The sequence below is a fragment of the Albibacterium bauzanense genome (genome assembly GCF_004339765.1).
GTDB lineage: Bacteria > Bacteroidota > Bacteroidia > Sphingobacteriales > Sphingobacteriaceae > Albibacterium > Albibacterium bauzanense.
Genome location: NZ_SMGO01000003.1, coordinates 296,846 through 316,946, shown reverse-complemented (window position 1 = coordinate 316,946; position 20,101 = coordinate 296,846). Strand labels below are relative to the sequence as shown.

Here is a 20,101-nt window from a genome sequence, read left to right as displayed (position 1 = left end):
ATGGAAAATAAGGAAGAGGTTGGTCAATGGTATGCACTTGTGCATGCAAAATGTGCAAGGTGTAGAAAAGGGAGGATGTTTGAGCCGGGCTTGATTAGACAGAAAATGTTTATACGTTGTGAGTACTGTGATTTGTTTTATGAAAGACACCCCGGTTATTTTTATGTTGCCATGTATGTGAGCTATGCCATGAATGTAATAGAAGTTATTGCCGTAGGAATTGCTACCTTCTTTTTCTCGGGTGGTTCAGAGAACATTTGGCTATATTTAGCTGTTATATCAACTTTTACAGTTTTATTGGCTCCTTTTAATTTTAGATATTCAAGGGTATTGCATATGCACTTTCTCGATCCGGGCTTGAAGTATCAGCCAGGTATCGCTGAACAATCACATCGGATTAAAAACCAGAAGGTAGCCTGATATTAATGATATAAGTTATGAAAAAAAATAGGTTAGAGGCATTTAGTGATGGCGTATTAGCAATCATTATTACCATCATGATATTAGAAATGAAGGTCCCTCTGGGAGATCATCTTGCAGATCTTGCACCTATCTTGCCTAAGTTTATAACTTATGTACTAAGTTATATCTATATCGGTATTTATTGGAATAATCATCATCATTTATGGCAAGCAGTTCAGCATGTTAATGGAAGTGTTCTTTGGGCGAACCTTCATTTGCTTTTTTGGCTTTCATTGCTTCCTCTTGCTACAGGCTGGATGGGGGAGAATTACCATTCGTCTATACCGAATGCCTTGTATGGTTTTATTCTCTTAATGGCAAGCGTTGCCTGGTGGATCTTAGCTAAAGCTGTTGTTAAAGAAGAAGGTGAGCTATCACAAATAAGTAAAGCCTATAAAAGAGATATTAAAACGAAGCTATCTATGTTAGCTTATGCTATCGGAATAATATTGGCCTTTATTCAGCCAATATTAAGCATTCTTATTTATGCCGCTATCGCAGCATCCTGGTTTATCCCTGATAAAAGGATTGAAAGATCAATCGTTAAAACTGATAACCAATAGCGAAGAAGTTTTCTATATAATTGATTTTCTGACTTGCTTTATCAAAGGCATTTCTACCGGTAGTATGAATATTAGGCAGATTGGTTGCTCCGAATTTGGTTGTGTTTTGCAAGAATAATCCTTCAGTAATATAAAATTTCAATCCTGCTTTAATGGATACGCCATAACCAGCAACGTTTAAGCTATTGTTCTTTCCTGTTTCGAAAAAGCGAACATCTGACCTTGGTATAATCAATCCGGCACCCAAACCTGTTTCCAATGTTAAAGAGGTTTTCTGTGAACGGGCAACCCAAATATCATCATAACGCTCAACTTCAACATTTGCATAGTTAAAACCATCGGTATGCTCAAAAGTTAGCATATCAGAATTAACAGTGATCATTTCTCCATTGTAATTTCCTGCATAATTACCTGTAGGGATGCTTGGGTTCGAAACGTTATCATCAATATGACCAACAATAGCTACCTGCTGAGGAATGTCCATTACATATTTCATATGGTCCCAACCAATAGAGATGCTGTAGTTATCTTTAATGAAATAACCGATTCGCATGTTCCATTGTGGAATGGAAATATTTTTTGGACTTAGATATTTCAAGCTTAGGTCAGATTGTCTATCGTGTGCAACAACATCTTTTAAGACGAAATCATAGCCTGTTCCTTTAAAGTGGATATCACTTTTTCCATACCATGAAAGGTTATATCCCCAATGGATATAAAGGTTTCCTTTTCTTGAGAAGTTTCGTTCATTTTTAGTAGAGAAAATACTTTTTCCGATGTCGACAGTGCCGTTTGGTTTTAATGTAATCTCTTGAGCATTACTAGCTTTAAAGATAACTAGCAAGAATAATAGTACGCAGATTTTTTTCACGCTGCGAAAGTAATCAATAACTATTTATTAAAATTATTTCCTGAAATGAATTAATTCTTTATAATGATTATAAATTATTAAAAATAAGTTGAAATTCCAACTATAAGAGCATCAGTTCTTTCTGGCGTATTTTGAAAGAGATCTCTTGTCTTTAGGTAACGGTAATTAAGTCTGAATACGCTCTTTTGGCTCGGCCTAAAACTAATTCCTGGCATGAAACTCCAGGCTTCATCACCGATTTGATGGCCTGTTTCTTTAAATCGTCCTTTGTTCCAGTCAACATATTCTATACGCACGGAAAGGTTTACTGTTGCATTGTTCCAATCCAATACTTTCCTGGTGTATAAAGGTTGCACGATATCTATAAATCCACCTTGTTGTTTCGTTCCAAACTGCTGGCTGTAAGTTTCAGGAACATCTACAAAAACCCATGCAAATTCACCTGTGACAAAGGTTTTTGTATTGGGTATTTGGGTATTAAAATCGATAGCGTATATATTTACTCTTCTCTTATCGTCAATATCAATCCCTTCATCTCTATATTTGTTATAAATTCCTCCCATATGGGAAATACCAATTTCTCCCCATTTGTTGTTTTTGACAGCGAATTTGGTGGTAGTGAAAATGGTTCCATTTTCACTTTCTTCAAACCTGTTTTTGTTCTGTTTTGTAGCAGGTAGAAAGGTTTTGTTTTCACTGTTTTCAATTATTGAGTTATCAAAACCACTACTCAGATAGAATTCATAGCTGGCCATCCATTTATTGAATGATTTCTTGCCATAAATACCAAATCCTGGTGTGCTCCATGTGGCAGGCAGCATGTTGGTCATGGCTAGAGGCCTGTCGGTAAATTCCCATTTAGGTCCATCATGATTTTCATTAAATGCTCCAATTGGATTTACGATCATGCCTCCACGAAGATTGAGAAGAGGACTTAATTCAATATCTAAGGCAGCAAATTCGATGGCAATTTCCTTAGCGCCATCTTCGAATTCTATTTCGGCCAGGAATTTAATTCGCTTGGTGATGGTAGCTGATGTAAATAGGGTAAGGCGCCTGAACTGAAATTGATGACCCTCAGATACCCCTTCAGTTGATAAATATTGCCAGTTACTTTCCATATATCCTCCTAAGGCTGCAGGAGTATTACCAATATTTGTAAATGGACGATTATGAATAGCCTCCAAATTCATTAATGACCTTTTGGTGGTATCGCTGCCTGGTTTTATTAAGGTACTATCAATCTGAGCATAGCTATTTAGAGTAAAGCACAGCAGGGTTATGATAGAGTAATATAGTTTATTATTCATGGAAATATTTATTAATGAGGTTGTTGCGGTTTTAAGGATATTTTCAATTCGTTGGCTGTGATGGTTATGGGGAAAGAACGTAGATTCTCTTCGGCGGGACCTTTTACGATACGACCTTTACTGTCGAATTCGCTACCATGAGCCGGACACTCAAGTCGCTCACCAAAAACCTGGAGCTCAGTGCCCTGATGTGTACAAGCTAAATAAAGAGCATTATATTGAGTATCACTGAATCTATACACACATATAGGGTATTTTAGAATTTCGTTTTGGACAATAACATATAGTTTGTTGACCCCATTGTTATTAAATGAATCAATAGGAATAATTAAATCAGACCCGTCAATATTTCCATCAATCATATTGTTTTGAAGGAGTTTTAGTGAAGTGCAGCTTTGAATGCAAGCTGATGCTATTACACTACCTGTACACACGATAGTAGATCTTTGAATGAATTTTCTTCGGTTCATTTTGTTGGTTATAAAGATTCCAGAAAGGCGGTTAATTGACTTTTATCTTCATTTGGAAGCTCTTTGTAGCGATCGCGGCTGACTTTTGCTTCGCCGCCATGAAGGAGAATGGCTTCTTCTATACTTTTTGCTCTTCCATCATGCATCAGAAAGTACTTTCCTCCTTGAGAATTTTTAACTAAACCGAGACCCCATAATGGAGCAGTTCGCCATTCAGAAGTTTTTGCTGTGCCTTCTGTATATTTATCGTCTAATTCTGACCCCATGTCATGAACCAGCAAATCTGTATAGGGGTGGAATTCTACCTTATTAAGCGCGGTAATTAGTGATGTACCGGTTTTTAAGGTTTCTCTATGACAACCTTCACAACCTATACTCTTAAAAAGAGATTTTCCTGCTTTGATGGTGTGATTTTCAGGATTACGTTGTATGGGTGCTTTTAATGTTTGCAGATAAAATACCAGGTTATGGACTTCTGAGGCTAATATTTCTGGTTCAATGGGCTGGCCAGACCATTGGTCGATCGGATTATAGATAGAAGTTATCCCAATATCCTGATTAAGAGCTTCAACGGTTTGATGCAATAAATCATAGACACTGGCTTTAAGTCCAAAACGTGCAATGTATTTCCCATCATATCTTGCTATGGCGTTTTCTTTTGGCTTTATATAAGAAGGCAAGGTAATCCAATTTGGCTGGCCTCTGATTCCATCTATATTGTTTTCATTTTTTTTAGCCATGGCGAGAATATCAGCATCGCTCACTAAATCAAGAAAGCCTAAACCAGTGACCATGGGTGGAGTGAAAGTAGAAAATGTTGCACCAGGAGGGATTGTTTCGGGTTGATAACCAGGCAATGCACGGTTTTGTAATTGAGGACCACCTTGCGTATGAAATTTATTGCCTGTATCGTCCGTTTGTCCGAAGCGCGTTAAGCTGGTAAAAGGATGACCTTTACCATCACCGGGATGACAACTTCCGCAACTGGTGGCTACGAATATAGGTCCTAATCCTGTTTCGGATGTGAATATCTTATTGTTAAATGTGAGATCACCTCTGCCGAAACGAGCTGCTTGCTCATTGTTTAAACCTTGAACAGATCCATCCAGAAGATCATGATCTTCTGGAGCAGCAGGTAAGATTTTCTGACAGGCAACAGAACAAAGTATCCCTGCTAATATGATAATTAAAGTATTTGTTTTCTTCATGTCGGAAATGATCTTCTTTTAATGATTAATTGTTTTATGCAAACCTAATAAATTATTTTATTATACAAACTATAATTGTTAGATTATACTAACTTATAGTGTTTGTGCTATGTATTGTGGTTTTAACCTTCAATTTTGTTATATTTATATAAATATTAAGATTGAATGAGGTGCAGAGAATCAAGTATATTGCGGTGAAAACTCAATTGATACAATGAAAAATATTTTGATTACAGGCGGCAGTGGTCTAATTGGCAAGCATCTAATAGAAAGATTGCAGGCTGAGGGTCATCAGGTTTCTATTTTATCTAGAAATCCGGAGAATGTGAAAGGAGTAAAAGCTTTTTATTGGAATCCTCAAAAGCAGGAAATAGATCGGTATTGTTTGTTAGGCATCAACACGATTATTCATTTAGCAGGAGAAAGTATTGCAGATAAATGGTGGACAAGCGAGCGTAAAAAGGAGATTGTAGAGAGCAGGACATTGTCTATAGCTTTATTGTATAAGGTGCTGCAGGAAACAAAGATGTCTGTAGGTTCTGTTATTTCAGCTTCTGCTGTAGGCTATTATGGAGATCGGGGTGAGGAATTATTAACTGAGGACAGTAATAAAGGAACGGGCTTTTTAGCAGACTGCTGCCAGGAATGGGAAGAGGCAGTTGATAAAGGTGCAGAGATGGGATTTAGAGTCGTTAAGTTTAGAATTGGCCTGTTGCTTAGTAAAGATGGGGGTGCTTTAATGGAATTCCGCAAGATAGTTCGTAATTATATGGGATCAGATCTGGGAAATGGTAAGCAATGGTATCCATGGATTCATATCGATGACCTGGTAGGGATGTTTGCAAAAGCAGTTAGTGATTCAACTTATCAAGGAACTTATAATGCTTGTTCTCCTTCTTCGGTAAGAAATCATGAATTTACGCAGGAGGTAGCTAAGGCTCTTCACCGTCCTCTTTGGCCAATAAAGATTAATAAGGTTATATTAAATATTGTTTTAGGTGAGAAAAGCAGTTTGGTTTTGATGAGTACAAATACGAGCTCAAAAAAGATCGAGAAGCAGGGTTATAGTTTTAGATATACAACTATAAGGGATGCTTTGCGTAGTATTTTTTCTTGAACCAAAATGCAAGATTAACTAAGGCAATTAAGGCTGGTACTTCTACTAAAGGACCAATAACACCGGCAAAGGCCTGGCCAGAGTTGATACCAAATACACCAATGGCCACTGCGATTGCTAATTCAAAATTGTTTCCTGTAGCCGTAAATGAAATGGAGGCATTTTTCGAGTAATCAGCTCCAAAGCGTTTTGCAATAAAGAAGCTGAAAATAAACATACAAAGGAAGTAAATAACCAAGGGTATGGCAATACGTAGAACATCCATCGGAATTTGTACGATTAATTCACCCTTAAGGCTAAACATAATAATAATTGTGAATAATAAAGCAATGAGTGTAATGGGAGAGATGAAAGGGATGTATTTTGTATTGAACCAGTTTTCTCCTTTTAATTTAATAAGCGCATACCTGCTGATAATACCCAAAGCAAAAGGAATTCCTAAATAAATACCAACACTTTCTGCGATCTGTATAATGGTAATGTGTATTTCAGAGCCTTCAATACCAAATAGAGGGGGTAATACTGTAATAAATAGATAGGCGAATAAACTATAGAAAATAACCTGAAATATACTGTTTAATGCAATTAATCCGGCAGCATATTCCCTGTTTCCTTCTGCAAGCTCATTCCATACTACAACCATTGCGATGCAGCGCGCTAATCCTATCAGGATTAAACCGACCATATATTCCGGATAATCTTTGAGAAAAATAATAGCCAGAAAAAACATTAAGATAGGGCCCACTATCCAGTTTAGGAAAAGCGAAACGCCTAATACTTTAGTATCCTTAAAAACCTTTCCTAAGTTTTCGTACTTAACTTTTGCTAAGGGAGGATACATCATAAGTATTAAACCGATAGCTAGAGGAACATTGGTAGTACCACTATTAAAGGAGTTAATGAATATTGAACTTGATGGAATAAAATATCCTAAAGCAACTCCAAAAGCCATTGCAAGGAAAATCCATAAGGTTAAGTTTCGTTCTAAGAATCCAAGCCTTTTCCTTTCATGGGCAGGTGCGCAATTATTTGCTGACATAAGGTGTTTAGCTTAAATTTTCAGAGATGAAGTTTTGAGCATATTGTTTAATCTGGTCTCTCACTAATCTAAATTGATGGCTTACCTCATCTTCGTTTCCTATTGCTTTTGCAGGGTCAGGGAAATTGTAATGGAACTTCTTTGCCTTGGTTGGAAAGAACGGACAGTTTTCTTTTGCATTGTCGCAAACGGTTATAACAAAGTCGAAATCAATATCACTATATTCATCAATGTGGTTGGATGTATGGGCTGAAATATCAATTCCATCTTCTTTCATGATCTGGATAGCTTTCGGATTTACACCATGTGTTTCGATGCCTGCACTATAGATTAGTGCTTTATCTTTAGCGTAATATCTTAAATAACCTTCTGCAATTTGACTGCGGCAGCTATTTCCTGTGCATAGAACTAAAATTTTCTTCATGTTATTAGTAGGTATTTAGCGGTTCTTTAATTCTAGCAGCATTGTGTGCTACCTTTAAATGTGCTTAAGAAATCGTTTAAGTTATGCTTTAGTGCTTCCCAATTTTCAGGATGAATGCAGTAACAAACACTTACACCCTCAATTGTGCCTTGAATTAATCTGGCATTCTTTAATTCCTTTAAATGTTGTGATATAGTAGCCTGAGCTAAACCTAGCTCATTAACTAAGTCACCGCATATACAGGTATTAGAAGCAATGATATGTTGCAAAATAGCAATCCGTGCTGGATGTGCTAATGCCTTCAGTACTTGGGCAAGCTTGTTCTGGTCTTCTGTAAATATTTCAGTTTTTGTAAGTCCCATATTATATTGCAATATTACGATTGATATTCTTAGCATGCAAAATATATTTGATCTTTTATTTCATAGGGAGTGTACTTTCTCTTAATCTTTTGTGTGATCTATATCAATGGCATTAATTATTTTATGTCATTGGAGCTGATAACCTTTTCAACCTACATTTGTATTGTATTAGAGAAAAAAATATTAACAAATAAAAACAAAAAATTATGTCAAACATTAAATGGGCAATTGACCCAACGCACAGTGAAATTACTTTTAAAGTAAAACATCTTATGATCACTACTGTAACAGGTTATTTTAGAAAATTTGATCTTGAAGTAGAAACTGAAACAGATGATTTCAATACTGCTAAGAAAATTCAATTTTCAGCAGATATTAACTCCATCGATACCGGTAACGAACAACGTGATGCACATTTGAAATCGGCTGATTTCTTTGATAGTGAAGAAGAGGCACATATATCTTTCATCGGAAAAAGCTATAAAGTAAGTGGTGATGAAGGTGAGCTTTCTGGCGATTTAACTATCAGAAACATTACTAAGCCTATCACTCTGAAGGTAGAATATGGTGGAACAATTGTTGATCCTTATGGACAAACAAAAGCAGGTTTTACGCTTGCAGGTAAATTAAGCCGTAAAGAATTTGGTTTAACATGGAGTGCTGTAACAGAAGCTGGTAGTGTGGTAGTTAGCGATGAAGTTAAATTAAACATTGAAGTACAATTAATAAAACAAGCATAAATATTTAGTAGTAATGGAAGATAGAGTTTTAGGATTGCATCATATTACAGCAATTGCTGGAAATGCACAACGGAATTATGATTTTTACACCAAGGTATTGGGTCAGCGATTAGTAAAGAAGACTGTCAATTTCGATGATCCTGAAACCTATCACTTCTACTTTGGTAATGAAACCGGAACCCCGGGAACCATCATTACATTCTTTCCATGGGAAGGAATACAACAAGGTAGAAACGGTGCTGGAATGGCTACTAATATCGGTTATTCTGTTCCCGAAGAAAGTTTAGATTTCTGGAAAGACCGGTTTACTAAGTTTAGCGTATCAGCAGGTGAAATAGCTGAGAGGTTTGGTGAATTGTATTTGCCTTTTCAAGATCCGGACGGGTTAAATATTGAGCTTATAGTTCCTGATAAGGAAGATAGCAGAAAATCTTGGCAGACTGAGGAAGTTAAGACTGCAACAGCTATAAAAGGCTTTCACAGTGTTACATTGACCTTGAGAGATATAGAAGCTACTGCTAAAATTTTGACAGAAGTGTTCGGCTACAGGTTATTTAAGCAAGAAGGTAATCGCTATCGTTTTGTAACGGATGCTGTTGAAAATGCTGCTATTGTAGATTTATTGGAAGATCCACAAGCAGGTTCAGGAGTCAATGCTGGCGGGACTAACCATCATGTTGCTTTCCGTGTTAAAGATGATAACATCTTAATGGAGTACAGAGAAAAGATTTTGAGCAGAGGTTTGCAAATTACACAGAAAATTGACCGGGATTATTTCTATTCTTTATATTTCAGAGAACCGGGTGGAGTGCTGTTTGAATTGGCAACAGATAATCCTGGTTTTGGAACTGACGAGTCTATCGATCAACTTGGAAGCGGTTTAAAGCTACCAAAACAATATGAAGGTTATAGAGCAAGAATAGAAAAAGCATTGCCTATATTGAGATAGATTAAAGAGTAAAGATTGATCCTTTAACAGATAAATATGCATATTCAACATTCATTTAGTGCAGGAACAGAGCTGAGCAAGGCAAAGAAAGTTTTGATAATGATACATGGTCGTGGAGGAAGTGCGGAAGATATGCTTTCGCTTGCTCAATCCCTTCATGTTGAAGATTATGCTTTGCTTGCACCACAAGCTACTCACAATACTTGGTATCCTTATTCTTTTATGATGTCGCCATCCCGAAATGAGCCTTGGTTGTCATCTGCGCTTAAAATACTGAAAGATGTAGTTGACGGAGTAATTAAAGAAGGAATTGACATGGAGAATATTTATTTTACAGGCTTCTCACAGGGAGCTTGTTTAACATTAGAATTCCTTGCACGCAATGCTGCGAAATGGGGCGGGGCAGCAGCTTTTTCCGGGGGGCTTATCGGTGATAAAATTTATATGGAAAACTATCAAGGTAATTTTAACAAAACGCCCATATTTATTAGCAGTAGTAATCCCGATCCACATATCCCATTAGAGAGAGTGTATACAACCATCGATATATTAAAGGATATGCAAGCAGATGTTAGTGAAAAGATTTATGATAATAAAGGCCATTTTATTAGTCAGGATGAGATTGACAGAGCCAATAGAATAATTTTTATCTGATCTGGTAATACATAACCATAATCGGAAATTCAGTATCTTTATTTTTCATTGAAAGATATAGAACCACCGTTTATAGTATGTTTGAATTACTACATCAGAAAATAACAGAAACCGTTTCCATAAGTGACGAAGATTTTGAGTTTTGTAAAACTCTTTTTCAACCGAAGAAGCTTCGTAAAAAAAGGTTCATACTCGGTGAGGGTGATGTTTGCAAATACACAATATTCTTAGAGAAAGGTTTATTACGTTCATTTAAAGTGGATGAGAAAGGGGCAGAGCATGTTCTTCAGTTTTCTTTAGAGGGATGGTGGTGTGCCGATTTATATAGCTTCTTTACCGGCGAGCCATCCAATTATAATATAGAAGCATTGGAGGACTCTGAACTCTTATTGATTACTAAGCCTTCTTGGGATTTATTGCTGGAAAGAGTTCCAGCTTTAGAACGTTATTTTCGTATTTTAATTCAAAATAATCTTATTGTTACCCAGAGACGACTTATGGGATCTTTTAGTGAAACCGCTGAAGAAAAGTATAATAATTTAATTCATGCTTTTCCAGATATCCTTCAACGGGTTCCACAACATATGATTGCTTCCTATATTGGTATTTCACGAGAAACATTGAGTCGCATTCGCGGACAAATGGCTATTCGTAGATAATAGTGACATAGATCAATACCATTTTGTAGCCTAAGTCATCGAATCGAGCCAAAAGTCGGCGTACTTTTGTATTATAAAATAATAGAGATGATGGCAGTTAAACAAACAATTGCATTTATTGGTGCCGCAGATGAACTGTATACAGTTTTAGTAAAGAAACTTGCACAAGCAAATTACCCATTATTATTTATATCTAATGATGGATATCGATATCAGCAATTAACAGATCAGATAAAAAGTGACATTCCCAATGCCGATATAGAAACTACTGATTGTGCAAAAGAAGCTTGTTGGGAGGCAGATATTATTGCCCTTTTTGATAACACAACACTTGAAAAAGAGCTTATCGAAAGAATAAGCGCTGTTGCTACTCAAAAGATAGTGATTTGCATTTCCACATCAGATAATCACAATTTATCTTCAATTCAAACAAAGGATTTGCAATCAATGTTGCCAAATTCAAAAGTTATTCAAGTGTTTCATGACATATCCGGATTAGAACTCTTGGTTTCAGGAGCCGATCAGGAAGCAATAGAGCTCGTTTCAGAGATATTTGAGAATGCGGGCTTTATAATAACAGAGAAGGTTTAAAATTTGTTGAATGAGAATTGCCTGGTAAGAATAATAACTTATTAAGCTTAGTTTTTGATTTAACCAAGGTATTGAAATAGAGGGGAAATTCCCTCTGTAATTAAAATATATGAATATGAACGAAGAAAAGAATAATGCGCTGTTCTGCGATATAGAAACAGGGATTTGTGAAGTTCCAGAGACACAATCTATAAATGAAGCAACCGATATTTCCTCTAAAATAAAACCAGTACATGTTCTTTATTTTACGGATCCTATTTGTTCTTCTTGTTGGGGAATAGAGCCTCAATTACGTAAATTGAAATTAGAATACGGCGAGTATTTTGATATAGAATATAGAATGGGGGGCTTGCTTGCAGGGTGGAATACTTATGGCGGAAGTGATGTTAGTAATCCTAAAGATGTTGCTGTACATTGGGAAGAAGCAGGTGCTCATTATGAAATGCCTATCGATGGAGATGTTTGGATTGAAGACCCTTTATCGTCATCTTATCCTCCATCCATTGCTTTTAAAGCTGCACAACTACAAGGAAATGATAAGGCTTTAGATTTCTTAAGGAGAATTAAGGAAATGATATTTCTTGAAAAGAAGAACATTGAGAAATGGGAGAACTTGGAAGCTGCTGCCTCTCAGGTTGGATTAGATCTAGAACAGTTTAAGGTTGATTTTGAAGGCAGAGGAAAAGAAATGTTCGATCAGGATTTAGTATTAAAAGGTCAGTTGGGTGTACGGGGTTTCCCTACAATTTTCTTTACCGATGAAGATGATAACAGGTTTAAGGTGTACGGTTCAAAACCTTATGAGAGTTATGAACAAGCATTGTTAAAGCTTTATCCTGAAGCTGTTAAGCAAGCTATTGATACGGATTTTGAAAACATATTTAGCCATTATCCAACGCTTACATCAAAGGAATTTGGAGTATTGACAAGTAGAAGCAAGGATGAAACTGAAGAGTTTTTGAATGAACTATATAAACAAAACAAAATAGGTAAATACGTTTCGAAGAATGGCGTATTGTGGACTGTTTCTTAATCCTTAATATTAAAATATAAAAAGATGACATCTAAAATAGAGCAGGGTTATGTAATGCCTGCGCAAACACATATCGGTCATGTACATTTAAAAGTATCTGATATTGAACGAGCTCTTGGTTTTTACCGTGACCTATTGGGTTTTGAGCTTACTACAATGTATGGTGATCAGGCTGCATTTATTTCAGCAGGAGGCTATCATCACCATATTGGTTTAAATACCTGGCATAGTAAAGGGTCCGGACCAGCTCCTTTACATAATGTAGGGCTATATCATACCGCTATCGTTTATCCGACCAGGAAAGATTTGGCTGCAATTTTGAGTCGATTGATTGAAGCAGGGTACCCATTATCTGGAGCAAGTGATCACGGTGTATCTGAAGCACTTTATTTAAATGACCCTGATGGGAATGGTGTGGAATTATATTGGGATAGACCAAGAGAGGAATGGCCTCATAATCCGGATGGTTCAGTTATTATGTATACTAAGTCATTGGATTTGCGTAATCTTTTGTCAGAACTTGATTAATAATTCGGTTCTTTGTAGTGCATGAATATTGTAAGAACTATTTTTAGTGTTTCATTCGTCTTAATAAGTCTGACTGTGTTAAGTCAGACTTCCTCAAATAAAGATAATCTTAAAATAGAGGAAGCGTATAATCGGGCGAAAATCGAATATTCAGCTTTTGAAAAGAAACATGGTGATTTTATTCAAACAGATAATGTATTAATGCATTATTTAACATGGGGAAATTCATCAGATACACCTCTTATATGGTCGCATGGGAGTCTTACTCACAGTTACGAACTTGCTAACATTGCTGAAAGCTTAGTTGAAGGAGGGTATTATGTCATTGCGATTGATTATTACGGACATGGTAAGACTCCGATACCAGACCATGAAGTTTCTATTTATCATTCGGCTGATGATATTCTTGTATTAATGGATTCTCTTAAAATTGGAAAAGCTATTTTAGGAGGCTTTTCAAGAGGTGGATATATTGCCAGTGCTTTTTATGATAGTTACCCTGAAAGAGTTTTAGCTCTGATATTAGAAGACGGCGGCTCCGTTGCTTTTAATACTTATAACCACACAATGAGTAATGATAGTCTTCAAGCTAAGATTAGTCATCTGGCTCTCCCCAAGGAGCTAGATGAGTTATATAATTCATCGTATAATACTGAATTTGAGGCATATAATAGTCTTTATGATCCTGTAGAAGGCGGAACTCAGTTTGAAATACTATCTGTAGTTAAGCAAAAAAATAACAAATGGATTACTTATGCTGGTTTGTTAGATTTCTTTCAAATGCGTGATAGTGTTCAATATAGTAATGTTATATTGAAACCTAATAAGGCTTCTCTTTATGGAGCATCCATAACCATGGTTCAGCCGAAGATTATATTCAGGAACTTACAAGTTCCCATGTTGATTTTAGATCCTGTATCCAGTAATGATCCCTTGCCTTTTGAAAAAGAAAATATGGAGCTTCAGAAGAAGTTTCCTAACCTGGTTAGACGAATTCAGTATGATAATACCGAGCATAATATCCATTACGAACATCCTCAAAGTTTCGTACAAGACCTTGTAGAATTTCTAAAAGAAATAAAGGGGTTAAAGTAATGAAAAGATTAAGATTATGACCTATATTCATCCTCATAAATCTTTATAAGGGCCATTACTGGCTTGCTTTCTCCAATAATAATAAAAAGGTAACCCCGATAAGATCAACCCAATTCCAATAATGGATTTGTTGGGTGATTCGAAAAAGGAAACAACTAATAAGATCAGGCAGAAAACAACAAATATGATTGGAACAAAAGGATAGCCTAAAGTTTTATATGGCCGGTGTACATTCTTGTTTTTATTGCGTAATAAGATTACTCCAAATACAATAAGGCCATAAAAAACAAACGCTGCGATAACGATCAGATCGGTAAGTAAATCGAATGAGCCAGAAAATACTAATAAGCAAGCCCATATACATTGATAAATTAATGCATTAGAAGGAGTATTGTTTTTAGGATGGCATTTCGCAGCACCTTTAAAGAATAGTCCATTTTGCGCCATTGCATAGTAAATTCTGGATGAAACCAATATAGTAGCATTGGTACAGCCAAAGGTAGAAACAAGAATCATTGCGCCGATTATAAAAGCACCTCCATCTCCAAATAGTTTGTTTATCACTACGATGGCTGCAATATTATTTTGATCTGCATTTACAGCAGCAAGCATCTCATCAATCGGCATTACATAGAGATAGCTGAAGTTAATAATGGCATATAAAGCGATAATAAGAATAGTGCCTATGATCATTGCTCTGGGTAATGTTTTATGAGGTTCTTCCAGCTCTTCTCCAATAAAACTTAAAGTAATCCATCCTTCATATCCCCAAAATGCATTTCTCATTGCTATTACCATTGCACCAAAAAAGCCAAGAAATGTAAAGCCTGCAGGAGGGTAGTTTATTGATACTCTCTTAAAGGTTTCTATACTACCAATACTGCTGCTTAATGCTAAGCAGGAAATAACCACAATACAAACTGTAATAATAAATGTGAATACCAGACTTACATAGCCTCCTTTCTTAGCTCCTTTGATATTTATTAAGGTTAGTATAATAATAAGAATAGAAGCTACTAACTTAGCTCCTATATTATCAAAAGGTTGTATAATACCGAAGAAAGTAATGGATTCAAGCGCAGGCGACAGATGCGGTAAACTGACAAATGTGTTAATAGCCCCTGCAAAGACGAAAGCTATTGAGGATATTGCAGCCGTTTGAATGACCGTAAAGGATGCCCAGCCATATAGAAAAGATATGGTTTTGCCGTATATCTTTTCAAGCCAGGAGAAGGGGCCTCCGGAATCAGGAAATAAAGTCCCTAATTCAGCAATGCTCAATATGCCGAAGAGCACAATTAGGCCAGCAGAAATCCAAGCTGCAATTACCAAGGTGGGAGAGTATAAGCCTTCTGCCATAGGGGCAACTTTCTTAAATACACCAGAACCAATAATGGAACTCATTACAATAATAATGGCCATTTTTAATCCGAATGAACGTAGTAGGCCGGTTTGTGCGATGTCTTTCATTTGCTATTGAGCTATAAATACAGGAATATTTACTCGATGTCTTAATCTATTTACAGTTTCTCCGTATATCATATCTTTAATTCCCCGGTGTCCGTGGCTACCCACAATCAGGATGTCTGCTTTATTCTCTTTACATATTTTTGTGATGGCCCTAACCCTGCTTTCATGACTTAAGTAATAGCTCGCATCGTATCCTTTGTCTTGAAATATTTTTAGATATTTCTCCATTCTTTCTTCATCGTGTCGTTTCTCATAATCATCTGTATCTTCACCTATTATTCTTGATGATGCACTCTCTACAATATGAATTAAAATAAACTGGGTATTAGTTTGTGCAAGCATCAAAGCATACGCTAACACTTGTGTATCAGAAGCAGAGTAGTCCAATGCCAATGCTATACGTTGCAAATCGGGTACTTTAATTTCTTTTGGCTCCCTGAAAGGAGGATGGACTTCAATGTTAGGTTTTCTTTTGTTTTTCATCAGTGGATAAATTATCGTCATGATTAACAAACTAAGCAGACCAAAAGCTCCAATAAGTAAGCCAAAGACGGCCCATGGATTATGAATATTCTGTATCCAATCAACTACTTCCTGATAGATCAACCGAAAGTTTAGAATAGCAATAATTGCGGCAATTAACCAGGAAATGATTTTGACTGGCAGTGGAATAACGAAAATACCCATTCTGTTTTTATCGCTCACAAAATGAATTAATGGAATTACAGCAAAGGCAAGCTGCATACTTAAAAGCACTTGGCTGAATATAAGTAATGGCCCTACCTGTTCTTCACCAGCGATATAAATTACTAATAAAGCTGGAACAATAGCTAATAGCCGTGTTAGCATTCTTCTCAGAACAGGGCTTATCCTTAATCGAAGATAACCCTCCATAACTACTTGTCCGGCTAAAGTTCCTGTTACAGTAGAGCTTTGGCCAGCTAAAATAAGTGCTATAGCAAATAGTCGCGGTGCCCATTCGCTGCCTAAAGTAGGTGCTAATAATTTATGTGCATCCTCTAGGTCAGCAATATTGTTCATGCCATTTTGATGGAAGGCAGAGGCTGCAAGGATTAATATGGCAGCATTAATTAAAAAAGCCAGATTAAGAGCAATGGCACTGTCCCAAAAGTTATATTTTAAAGCCTTGCGAATTGAAAGCTCATCCCTGTTAATTTTACGCGTTTGTACAAGCGCAGAATGTAAGTATAAATTGTGTGGCATTACCGTAGCACCAATAATACCTATACTGATATATAATGCAGCCTTATTGGGTATGGAAGGTATAAAACCCTGCATAATTTCTCCGACATCTGGCTTAGCTATCACCATTTCGACAAGAAAGCAGGCCCCAATCAGGAAAATTAGACTAATAATGAACATCTCCATTTTACGCATACCTAATCGCTGTAAATACAGCAATAAAAAGGTGTCGAGAAAGCTTAGCCCTACACCCCATAGCAGGTCGAGCCCAAATAGGAGATTTAATCCGATAGCCATACCAAGTATCTCAGCCAGGTCGCAGGCAGCAATTGCAATTTCGGCTAAAATATAAAGGATGAAGTTCATCCCGCGAGGATATGTTTCACGGTTACATTGTGCTAAATCTTTACCCCATACAATACCCAGGCGAGCAGAATGGCTTTGTAACAGCAGCGCCATAATATTACTCATCAGTAAAACCCAAATCAAAGTATAGCCAAATTGACTTCCACCAGCTAAGTCTGTAGCCCAATTTCCAGGGTCCATATAGCCTACACTGATTAAGTAAGCAGGTCCAAAAAAGCCTAGTACCTTTCTGAATTTTGATTTTGCGCCTTGTACCGATATACTATGATGTACATCATGGAGTGATTTTTCCTGATCATTCACGCTAACATGGTTGCTTTTCGTATGACGATTGTCTAAATATAATATTTAGTTATATTATATTCAGCGGATTGCAAGAATAATCTGAAAGATTTAAAAGTCTTGCTTTATTAAGGATATCACTTCGTTCCAGTTATTAGCTCGAGTATGATGGTTATAGCTAACATTATGGAAAGCATGAAACATAATTGTTTTACCTTTAAAATTATCCAGGTTCTTTATATGATCATCAACCATATAATCGGTGTTAATGATGTTCTTATTTCCACAGAAAATAATATTCTTCCAGCTTATAAAAGGAAAATGAGTATTTAACCAGGTAAGTTTTTCAGAAAGACTTAGTGGGAATTCCATAGCCGCCGAAACGATATAAACTTCAAAGTCTTCCATTAGTATTTTAAGGGCTTCAACTGCACCTTCCATTACTGGTGCGGAAAGAAAAAAGCCAGGCGTTCTGGCAAATTTTCTGATTAAGCCTTTTTCAGGAAAGGCATTATCTTCATTACGACCTTGTAAGTCTTCTCTTGTTATTATTATTCCATAATCTCGTAAGTACCAGCTTATAAATTGTGCCTCGACATCAGCAATAACACCATCCATGTCAATCGCAATTGTTTTTTTCATATTTTCCATACAACTGTTTATTCAATAATTCGTATCGTTCAAAATAAGATTTTTTAAGAAACATTCATCCAATCGATTAAAACTTTTTATTTCTTAGAAAGTTATTAAAAAGTAGCTTATTAGTATTAAATCGTTTGATTATGGAAAAATTAAAGATTATGGCAACAATTGACGGTGCACTTTACGAGGTAGAAGTGAAACGGTTAGATCCACTTCATCCAGATTTTCAAGTATTTCAAGACGGGGTACAAATTGCAGCGCTTCACAAAGCAAATGATAAGTGGTTTGGAGATGAAGGAACTTGTCTTATGCCAGATGATATTAGAAATATTGGCAAAACGATCGATAAAAGAATTCTTAAAATAGGATAAAGCACTTCCTCAAATAGGTTTCCGTTTATTCATGAAAGGCGATTGTTTGCTTTGTTAATACTATCCTCAACAACTTTAATTGCTCTTTCATATAGATCAGCATTGCCTTTCGGTATCCTTTCTAGTGTATTTTTGCATTCAGATAAAAACACTGGTGCAAAATCAGTATCATAATTTGCAATTTCTATGCTGTTGTCAATAATATCTGCATATTTTATAGTTTGCGCCTCACTACTTGATTTCTCTAAACGCTCAGTTTCTTTTGCCTTTCTTTTCTTACGGTTTAGCTGCGGATAATCTTCTTTTGTATAAACATCTGTCAATTCAATTACGTAGTTTAATGTTGTAATTGAATCAACAGGAGTCATTATCTGCATCAAGAATTTCTTTAATTCTTCTTTATCCACAGGTGTATCTTCCAGAACATCATGAAGCAGTGCTGCTGCCAGAACATTAATATTATCTGTGTACTCCTTACAAATCAACATTACTCGAATTGGATGTACAATATATCGGTCCGGAGTATATTTTCTTTTTTGATCGTTGTGTGCTTTATCTGCAAAATCTCTTATTTGTTCCAAAATCTTTTCCATTGTATCTCCTAGCCTTATAGTTTTCTTATGATATCTAATAATATATTAACCTGCATTGCCAATATATGTTTAGTAGTAATATTATTTGTTTTGAAAAAGTGCGTTAACGAAATAAATAACTCCACCAATAAAAAGGCCTGCACCAATTAAAATTAAGACTACACTGAGTTGCTCATAGATAAAAAACCATGCAAAACGCATCATCATTCCCCCAATCAAAATGATGATTCCACCAAGTATTAATTTTTTATTTCTTTTCATTATTATAATGCATTTCTATCTAATAGTACTGCTCTTTTAACGTCTTGTTTGTTGGTAACTATTTGCTAACCTTCATTTTAATAGAATATATATTCAATTATTCTAAACATTTTATTTTCTCTTGGGTTTTTAATAATAGAGAATGTTGGATAAATGAGAAGAGATGTTTGGTCAGTATGAGAATATATTCTTTAAAGATCGGAAAGATGCAGGTGAGCAATTAGGTTTATTTTTAGAAGCGAAATATAAGACTCAAAACCCTTTAATTATTGGTATCCCTCGTGGAGGTGTAGAGGTAGCGTACTATGTAGCGAAACAATTAAATGCAGAATTATCATTGATCGTTTCAAAAAAGTTGCCTTTGCCTAATCATAAAGAATACGGAATAGGTGCAATAGCAGAAGAAGATTCTGTTTATATAGCACAGACAGGTAAAGAATTAGTTTCTGAGAAAGTTATCAACCAGATCATTAAAGAACAAAAGCAAGAAGTTGATCGTAGAGTTAATGAATATCGTCATGGAAAGCCTCTTCCAACTATGAAAGATAGGGTGGTGATTTTAGTAGACGATGGCATTGCAACTGGCGTAACGCTTGTACCAGTTATTGAACTATGTGAAAGGAAAAAGGCTGCTAAAATTATTATAGCGGCTCCTGTTTCGGGTTCAAGGTTTGATGAAAATTTATATAAAGCTGATGAAATAGAAATAATGGTGAAGCCGCAACCATTCTATGCTGTTGGACAAGTCTATGATGTATTTGGTGATTTTAATGATGATGATCTTTTGAAATTATTAGATCTGGCAGAGCATTAGCCTTTTTGGGATAAAAATATAAAG

At 36.0% G+C, this 20,101-nt stretch carries 25 protein-coding genes; 13 read left to right on the top strand and 12 right to left on the bottom strand.

All coding sequences use genetic code 11. The annotated features are described in order from the left end of the window. Positions 1–420, top strand: coding sequence for a DUF983 domain-containing protein (locus tag C8N28_RS12720; protein WP_132225493.1), 420 nt, complete (start codon positions 1–3; stop codon positions 418–420). Between the two features lie 17 nt (positions 421–437). After that, positions 438–1,025 carry a TMEM175 family protein gene (locus C8N28_RS12715; RefSeq protein WP_132225491.1) on the top strand — a complete coding sequence of 196 codons (588 nt, stop codon included), beginning with the start codon at positions 438–440 and terminating at the stop codon, positions 1,023–1,025. On the opposite strand, the gene C8N28_RS12710 is transcribed toward C8N28_RS12715, so the two are convergent. The 4 genes from C8N28_RS12710 to C8N28_RS12695 all read right to left on the bottom strand — a co-directional run bounded on the left by C8N28_RS12710 (position 1,006) and on the right by C8N28_RS12695 (position 4,884). Then, on the bottom strand, positions 1,006–1,896 hold the full coding sequence (locus C8N28_RS12710) for a hypothetical protein (protein WP_132225489.1): 891 nt from the start codon (positions 1,894–1,896) through the stop codon (positions 1,006–1,008). The genes C8N28_RS12715 and C8N28_RS12710 overlap by 20 nt on opposite strands. 77 nt (positions 1,897–1,973) lie before the next feature. Then, positions 1,974–3,206: a hypothetical protein gene (locus tag C8N28_RS12705; RefSeq protein ID WP_132225487.1), complete on the bottom strand. Its 1,233-nt coding sequence runs from the start codon at positions 3,204–3,206 to the stop codon at positions 1,974–1,976. Between the two features lie 11 nt (positions 3,207–3,217). Then, positions 3,218–3,676: a QcrA and Rieske domain-containing protein gene (locus C8N28_RS12700; RefSeq protein ID WP_132225485.1), complete on the bottom strand. Its 459-nt coding sequence runs from the start codon at positions 3,674–3,676 to the stop codon at positions 3,218–3,220. Between the two features lie 8 nt (positions 3,677–3,684). Beyond that, positions 3,685–4,884, bottom strand: a complete 1,200-nt coding sequence (locus C8N28_RS12695) for a di-heme oxidoredictase family protein (protein WP_132225483.1) — start codon at positions 4,882–4,884, stop codon at positions 3,685–3,687. 214 nt (positions 4,885–5,098) lie between these two features. On the opposite strand from C8N28_RS12695, the gene C8N28_RS12690 reads away from it, so the two are divergent. After that, on the top strand, positions 5,099–6,001 hold the full coding sequence (locus C8N28_RS12690; RefSeq protein ID WP_132225481.1) for a TIGR01777 family oxidoreductase: 903 nt from the start codon (positions 5,099–5,101) through the stop codon (positions 5,999–6,001). On the opposite strand, the gene arsB is transcribed toward C8N28_RS12690, so the two are convergent. From arsB to C8N28_RS12675, 3 genes are read right to left on the bottom strand one after another with little or no spacing between them, the layout of a single operon-like run. Further along, positions 5,967–7,040, bottom strand: coding sequence for an ACR3 family arsenite efflux transporter (gene arsB / locus C8N28_RS12685; RefSeq protein WP_132225479.1), 1,074 nt, complete (start codon positions 7,038–7,040; stop codon positions 5,967–5,969). The genes C8N28_RS12690 and arsB overlap by 35 nt on opposite strands. A gap of 7 nt (positions 7,041–7,047) precedes the next feature. Beyond that, the gene (locus tag C8N28_RS12680) at positions 7,048–7,464 is read right to left on the bottom strand and encodes an arsenate reductase ArsC (RefSeq protein ID WP_132225477.1); all 417 of its coding nucleotides are present in this window, start codon (positions 7,462–7,464) and stop codon (positions 7,048–7,050) included. A gap of 32 nt (positions 7,465–7,496) precedes the next feature. After that, entirely contained in the window at positions 7,497–7,826 is a 330-nt protein-coding gene (locus C8N28_RS12675) for an ArsR/SmtB family transcription factor (protein ID WP_132225822.1), read from the bottom strand. A gap of 206 nt (positions 7,827–8,032) precedes the next feature. Between C8N28_RS12675 and C8N28_RS12670 the strand changes: the two genes are divergently transcribed. The 8 genes from C8N28_RS12670 (at position 8,033) to C8N28_RS12635 (ending at position 14,075) form a co-directional block, all read left to right on the top strand. Further along, on the top strand, positions 8,033–8,566 hold the full coding sequence (locus tag C8N28_RS12670) for a YceI family protein (protein WP_132225475.1): 534 nt from the start codon (positions 8,033–8,035) through the stop codon (positions 8,564–8,566). Between the two features lie 13 nt (positions 8,567–8,579). Next, a complete protein-coding gene (locus C8N28_RS12665; RefSeq protein ID WP_132225473.1) occupies positions 8,580–9,515 on the top strand; it encodes a ring-cleaving dioxygenase in 936 nt (311 codons plus the stop codon). 36 nt (positions 9,516–9,551) lie between these two features. Then, the gene (locus C8N28_RS12660; RefSeq protein WP_132225471.1) at positions 9,552–10,169 is read left to right on the top strand and encodes an alpha/beta hydrolase; all 618 of its coding nucleotides are present in this window, start codon (positions 9,552–9,554) and stop codon (positions 10,167–10,169) included. Between the two features lie 77 nt (positions 10,170–10,246). Next, a complete protein-coding gene (locus C8N28_RS12655; protein ID WP_132225469.1) occupies positions 10,247–10,828 on the top strand; it encodes a Crp/Fnr family transcriptional regulator in 582 nt (193 codons plus the stop codon). An 87-nt stretch (positions 10,829–10,915) separates the two neighbouring features. Next, positions 10,916–11,419, top strand: coding sequence for a hypothetical protein (locus C8N28_RS12650; protein WP_132225467.1), 504 nt, complete (start codon positions 10,916–10,918; stop codon positions 11,417–11,419). 115 nt (positions 11,420–11,534) lie between these two features. Next, the gene (locus C8N28_RS12645) at positions 11,535–12,452 is read left to right on the top strand and encodes a ClpXP adapter SpxH family protein (protein ID WP_132225465.1); all 918 of its coding nucleotides are present in this window, start codon (positions 11,535–11,537) and stop codon (positions 12,450–12,452) included. 24 nt (positions 12,453–12,476) lie between these two features. Continuing rightward, the gene (locus C8N28_RS12640) at positions 12,477–12,980 is read left to right on the top strand and encodes a VOC family protein (RefSeq protein ID WP_132225463.1); all 504 of its coding nucleotides are present in this window, start codon (positions 12,477–12,479) and stop codon (positions 12,978–12,980) included. A gap of 21 nt (positions 12,981–13,001) precedes the next feature. After that, entirely contained in the window at positions 13,002–14,075 is a 1,074-nt protein-coding gene (locus C8N28_RS12635) for an alpha/beta fold hydrolase (protein WP_132225461.1), read from the top strand. Between the two features lie 33 nt (positions 14,076–14,108). On the opposite strand, the gene C8N28_RS12630 is transcribed toward C8N28_RS12635, so the two are convergent. The 3 genes from C8N28_RS12630 to C8N28_RS12620 all read right to left on the bottom strand — a co-directional run bounded on the left by C8N28_RS12630 (position 14,109) and on the right by C8N28_RS12620 (position 18,038). Further along, a complete protein-coding gene (locus C8N28_RS12630) occupies positions 14,109–15,545 on the bottom strand; it encodes an APC family permease (RefSeq protein WP_132225459.1) in 1,437 nt (478 codons plus the stop codon). Positions 15,546–15,548: 3 nt separating this feature from the next. After that, the gene (locus tag C8N28_RS12625; protein WP_132225457.1) at positions 15,549–17,417 is read right to left on the bottom strand and encodes an Nramp family divalent metal transporter; all 1,869 of its coding nucleotides are present in this window, start codon (positions 17,415–17,417) and stop codon (positions 15,549–15,551) included. Between the two features lie 90 nt (positions 17,418–17,507). Further along, the gene (locus C8N28_RS12620) at positions 17,508–18,038 is read right to left on the bottom strand and encodes a 5' nucleotidase, NT5C type (RefSeq protein ID WP_246012820.1); all 531 of its coding nucleotides are present in this window, start codon (positions 18,036–18,038) and stop codon (positions 17,508–17,510) included. A 158-nt stretch (positions 18,039–18,196) separates the two neighbouring features. Between C8N28_RS12620 and C8N28_RS12615 the strand changes: the two genes are divergently transcribed. Beyond that, a complete protein-coding gene (locus C8N28_RS12615) occupies positions 18,197–18,409 on the top strand; it encodes a hypothetical protein (protein ID WP_132225453.1) in 213 nt (70 codons plus the stop codon). Positions 18,410–18,438: 29 nt separating this feature from the next. Here the strand turns inward: C8N28_RS12615 and C8N28_RS12610 are convergent, their stop codons facing one another. Beyond that, on the bottom strand, positions 18,439–19,002 hold the full coding sequence (locus C8N28_RS12610) for an HD domain-containing protein (RefSeq protein ID WP_132225451.1): 564 nt from the start codon (positions 19,000–19,002) through the stop codon (positions 18,439–18,441). An 81-nt stretch (positions 19,003–19,083) separates the two neighbouring features. Continuing rightward, positions 19,084–19,263, bottom strand: coding sequence for a hypothetical protein (locus tag C8N28_RS12605; protein WP_132225449.1), 180 nt, complete (start codon positions 19,261–19,263; stop codon positions 19,084–19,086). Between the two features lie 163 nt (positions 19,264–19,426). Between C8N28_RS12605 and C8N28_RS12600 the strand changes: the two genes are divergently transcribed. Then, positions 19,427–20,077, top strand: coding sequence for a phosphoribosyltransferase (locus tag C8N28_RS12600; RefSeq protein ID WP_132225447.1), 651 nt, complete (start codon positions 19,427–19,429; stop codon positions 20,075–20,077). Positions 20,078–20,101: the final 24 nt, after the last annotated feature.

What these genes read in the sequence shown, in the direction of transcription:
- C8N28_RS12645 (WP_132225465.1), top strand. Translation starts at nt 11,535, where the DNA reads ATGAACGAAGAAAAGAATAATGCGCTGTTCTGCGATATAGAAACAGGG.
- C8N28_RS12630 (WP_132225459.1), bottom strand. Translation starts at nt 15,545, where the DNA reads ATGAAAGACATCGCACAAACCGGCCTACTACGTTCATTCGGATTAAAA.
- C8N28_RS12680 (WP_132225477.1), bottom strand. Translation starts at nt 7,464, where the DNA reads ATGAAGAAAATTTTAGTTCTATGCACAGGAAATAGCTGCCGCAGTCAA.
- C8N28_RS12715 (WP_132225491.1), top strand. Translation starts at nt 438, where the DNA reads ATGAAAAAAAATAGGTTAGAGGCATTTAGTGATGGCGTATTAGCAATC.
- C8N28_RS12600 (WP_132225447.1), top strand. Translation starts at nt 19,427, where the DNA reads ATGTTTGGTCAGTATGAGAATATATTCTTTAAAGATCGGAAAGATGCA.
- C8N28_RS12700 (WP_132225485.1), bottom strand. Translation starts at nt 3,676, where the DNA reads ATGAACCGAAGAAAATTCATTCAAAGATCTACTATCGTGTGTACAGGT.
- C8N28_RS12615 (WP_132225453.1), top strand. Translation starts at nt 18,197, where the DNA reads ATGGCAACAATTGACGGTGCACTTTACGAGGTAGAAGTGAAACGGTTA.
- C8N28_RS12690 (WP_132225481.1), top strand. Translation starts at nt 5,099, where the DNA reads ATGAAAAATATTTTGATTACAGGCGGCAGTGGTCTAATTGGCAAGCAT.
- C8N28_RS12640 (WP_132225463.1), top strand. Translation starts at nt 12,477, where the DNA reads ATGACATCTAAAATAGAGCAGGGTTATGTAATGCCTGCGCAAACACAT.
- C8N28_RS12635 (WP_132225461.1), top strand. Translation starts at nt 13,002, where the DNA reads ATGAATATTGTAAGAACTATTTTTAGTGTTTCATTCGTCTTAATAAGT.
- C8N28_RS12695 (WP_132225483.1), bottom strand. Translation starts at nt 4,884, where the DNA reads ATGAAGAAAACAAATACTTTAATTATCATATTAGCAGGGATACTTTGT.
- C8N28_RS12675 (WP_132225822.1), bottom strand. Translation starts at nt 7,826, where the DNA reads ATGGGACTTACAAAAACTGAAATATTTACAGAAGACCAGAACAAGCTT.
- C8N28_RS12660 (WP_132225471.1), top strand. Translation starts at nt 9,552, where the DNA reads ATGCATATTCAACATTCATTTAGTGCAGGAACAGAGCTGAGCAAGGCA.
- C8N28_RS12720 (WP_132225493.1), top strand. Translation starts at nt 1, where the DNA reads ATGGAAAATAAGGAAGAGGTTGGTCAATGGTATGCACTTGTGCATGCA.
- C8N28_RS12665 (WP_132225473.1), top strand. Translation starts at nt 8,580, where the DNA reads ATGGAAGATAGAGTTTTAGGATTGCATCATATTACAGCAATTGCTGGA.
- C8N28_RS12620 (WP_246012820.1), bottom strand. Translation starts at nt 18,038, where the DNA reads ATGAAAAAAACAATTGCGATTGACATGGATGGTGTTATTGCTGATGTC.
- arsB (WP_132225479.1), bottom strand. Translation starts at nt 7,040, where the DNA reads ATGTCAGCAAATAATTGCGCACCTGCCCATGAAAGGAAAAGGCTTGGA.
- C8N28_RS12650 (WP_132225467.1), top strand. Translation starts at nt 10,916, where the DNA reads ATGATGGCAGTTAAACAAACAATTGCATTTATTGGTGCCGCAGATGAA.
- C8N28_RS12705 (WP_132225487.1), bottom strand. Translation starts at nt 3,206, where the DNA reads ATGAATAATAAACTATATTACTCTATCATAACCCTGCTGTGCTTTACT.
- C8N28_RS12670 (WP_132225475.1), top strand. Translation starts at nt 8,033, where the DNA reads ATGTCAAACATTAAATGGGCAATTGACCCAACGCACAGTGAAATTACT.
- C8N28_RS12610 (WP_132225451.1), bottom strand. Translation starts at nt 19,002, where the DNA reads ATGGAAAAGATTTTGGAACAAATAAGAGATTTTGCAGATAAAGCACAC.
- C8N28_RS12605 (WP_132225449.1), bottom strand. Translation starts at nt 19,263, where the DNA reads ATGAAAAGAAATAAAAAATTAATACTTGGTGGAATCATCATTTTGATT.
- C8N28_RS12655 (WP_132225469.1), top strand. Translation starts at nt 10,247, where the DNA reads ATGTTTGAATTACTACATCAGAAAATAACAGAAACCGTTTCCATAAGT.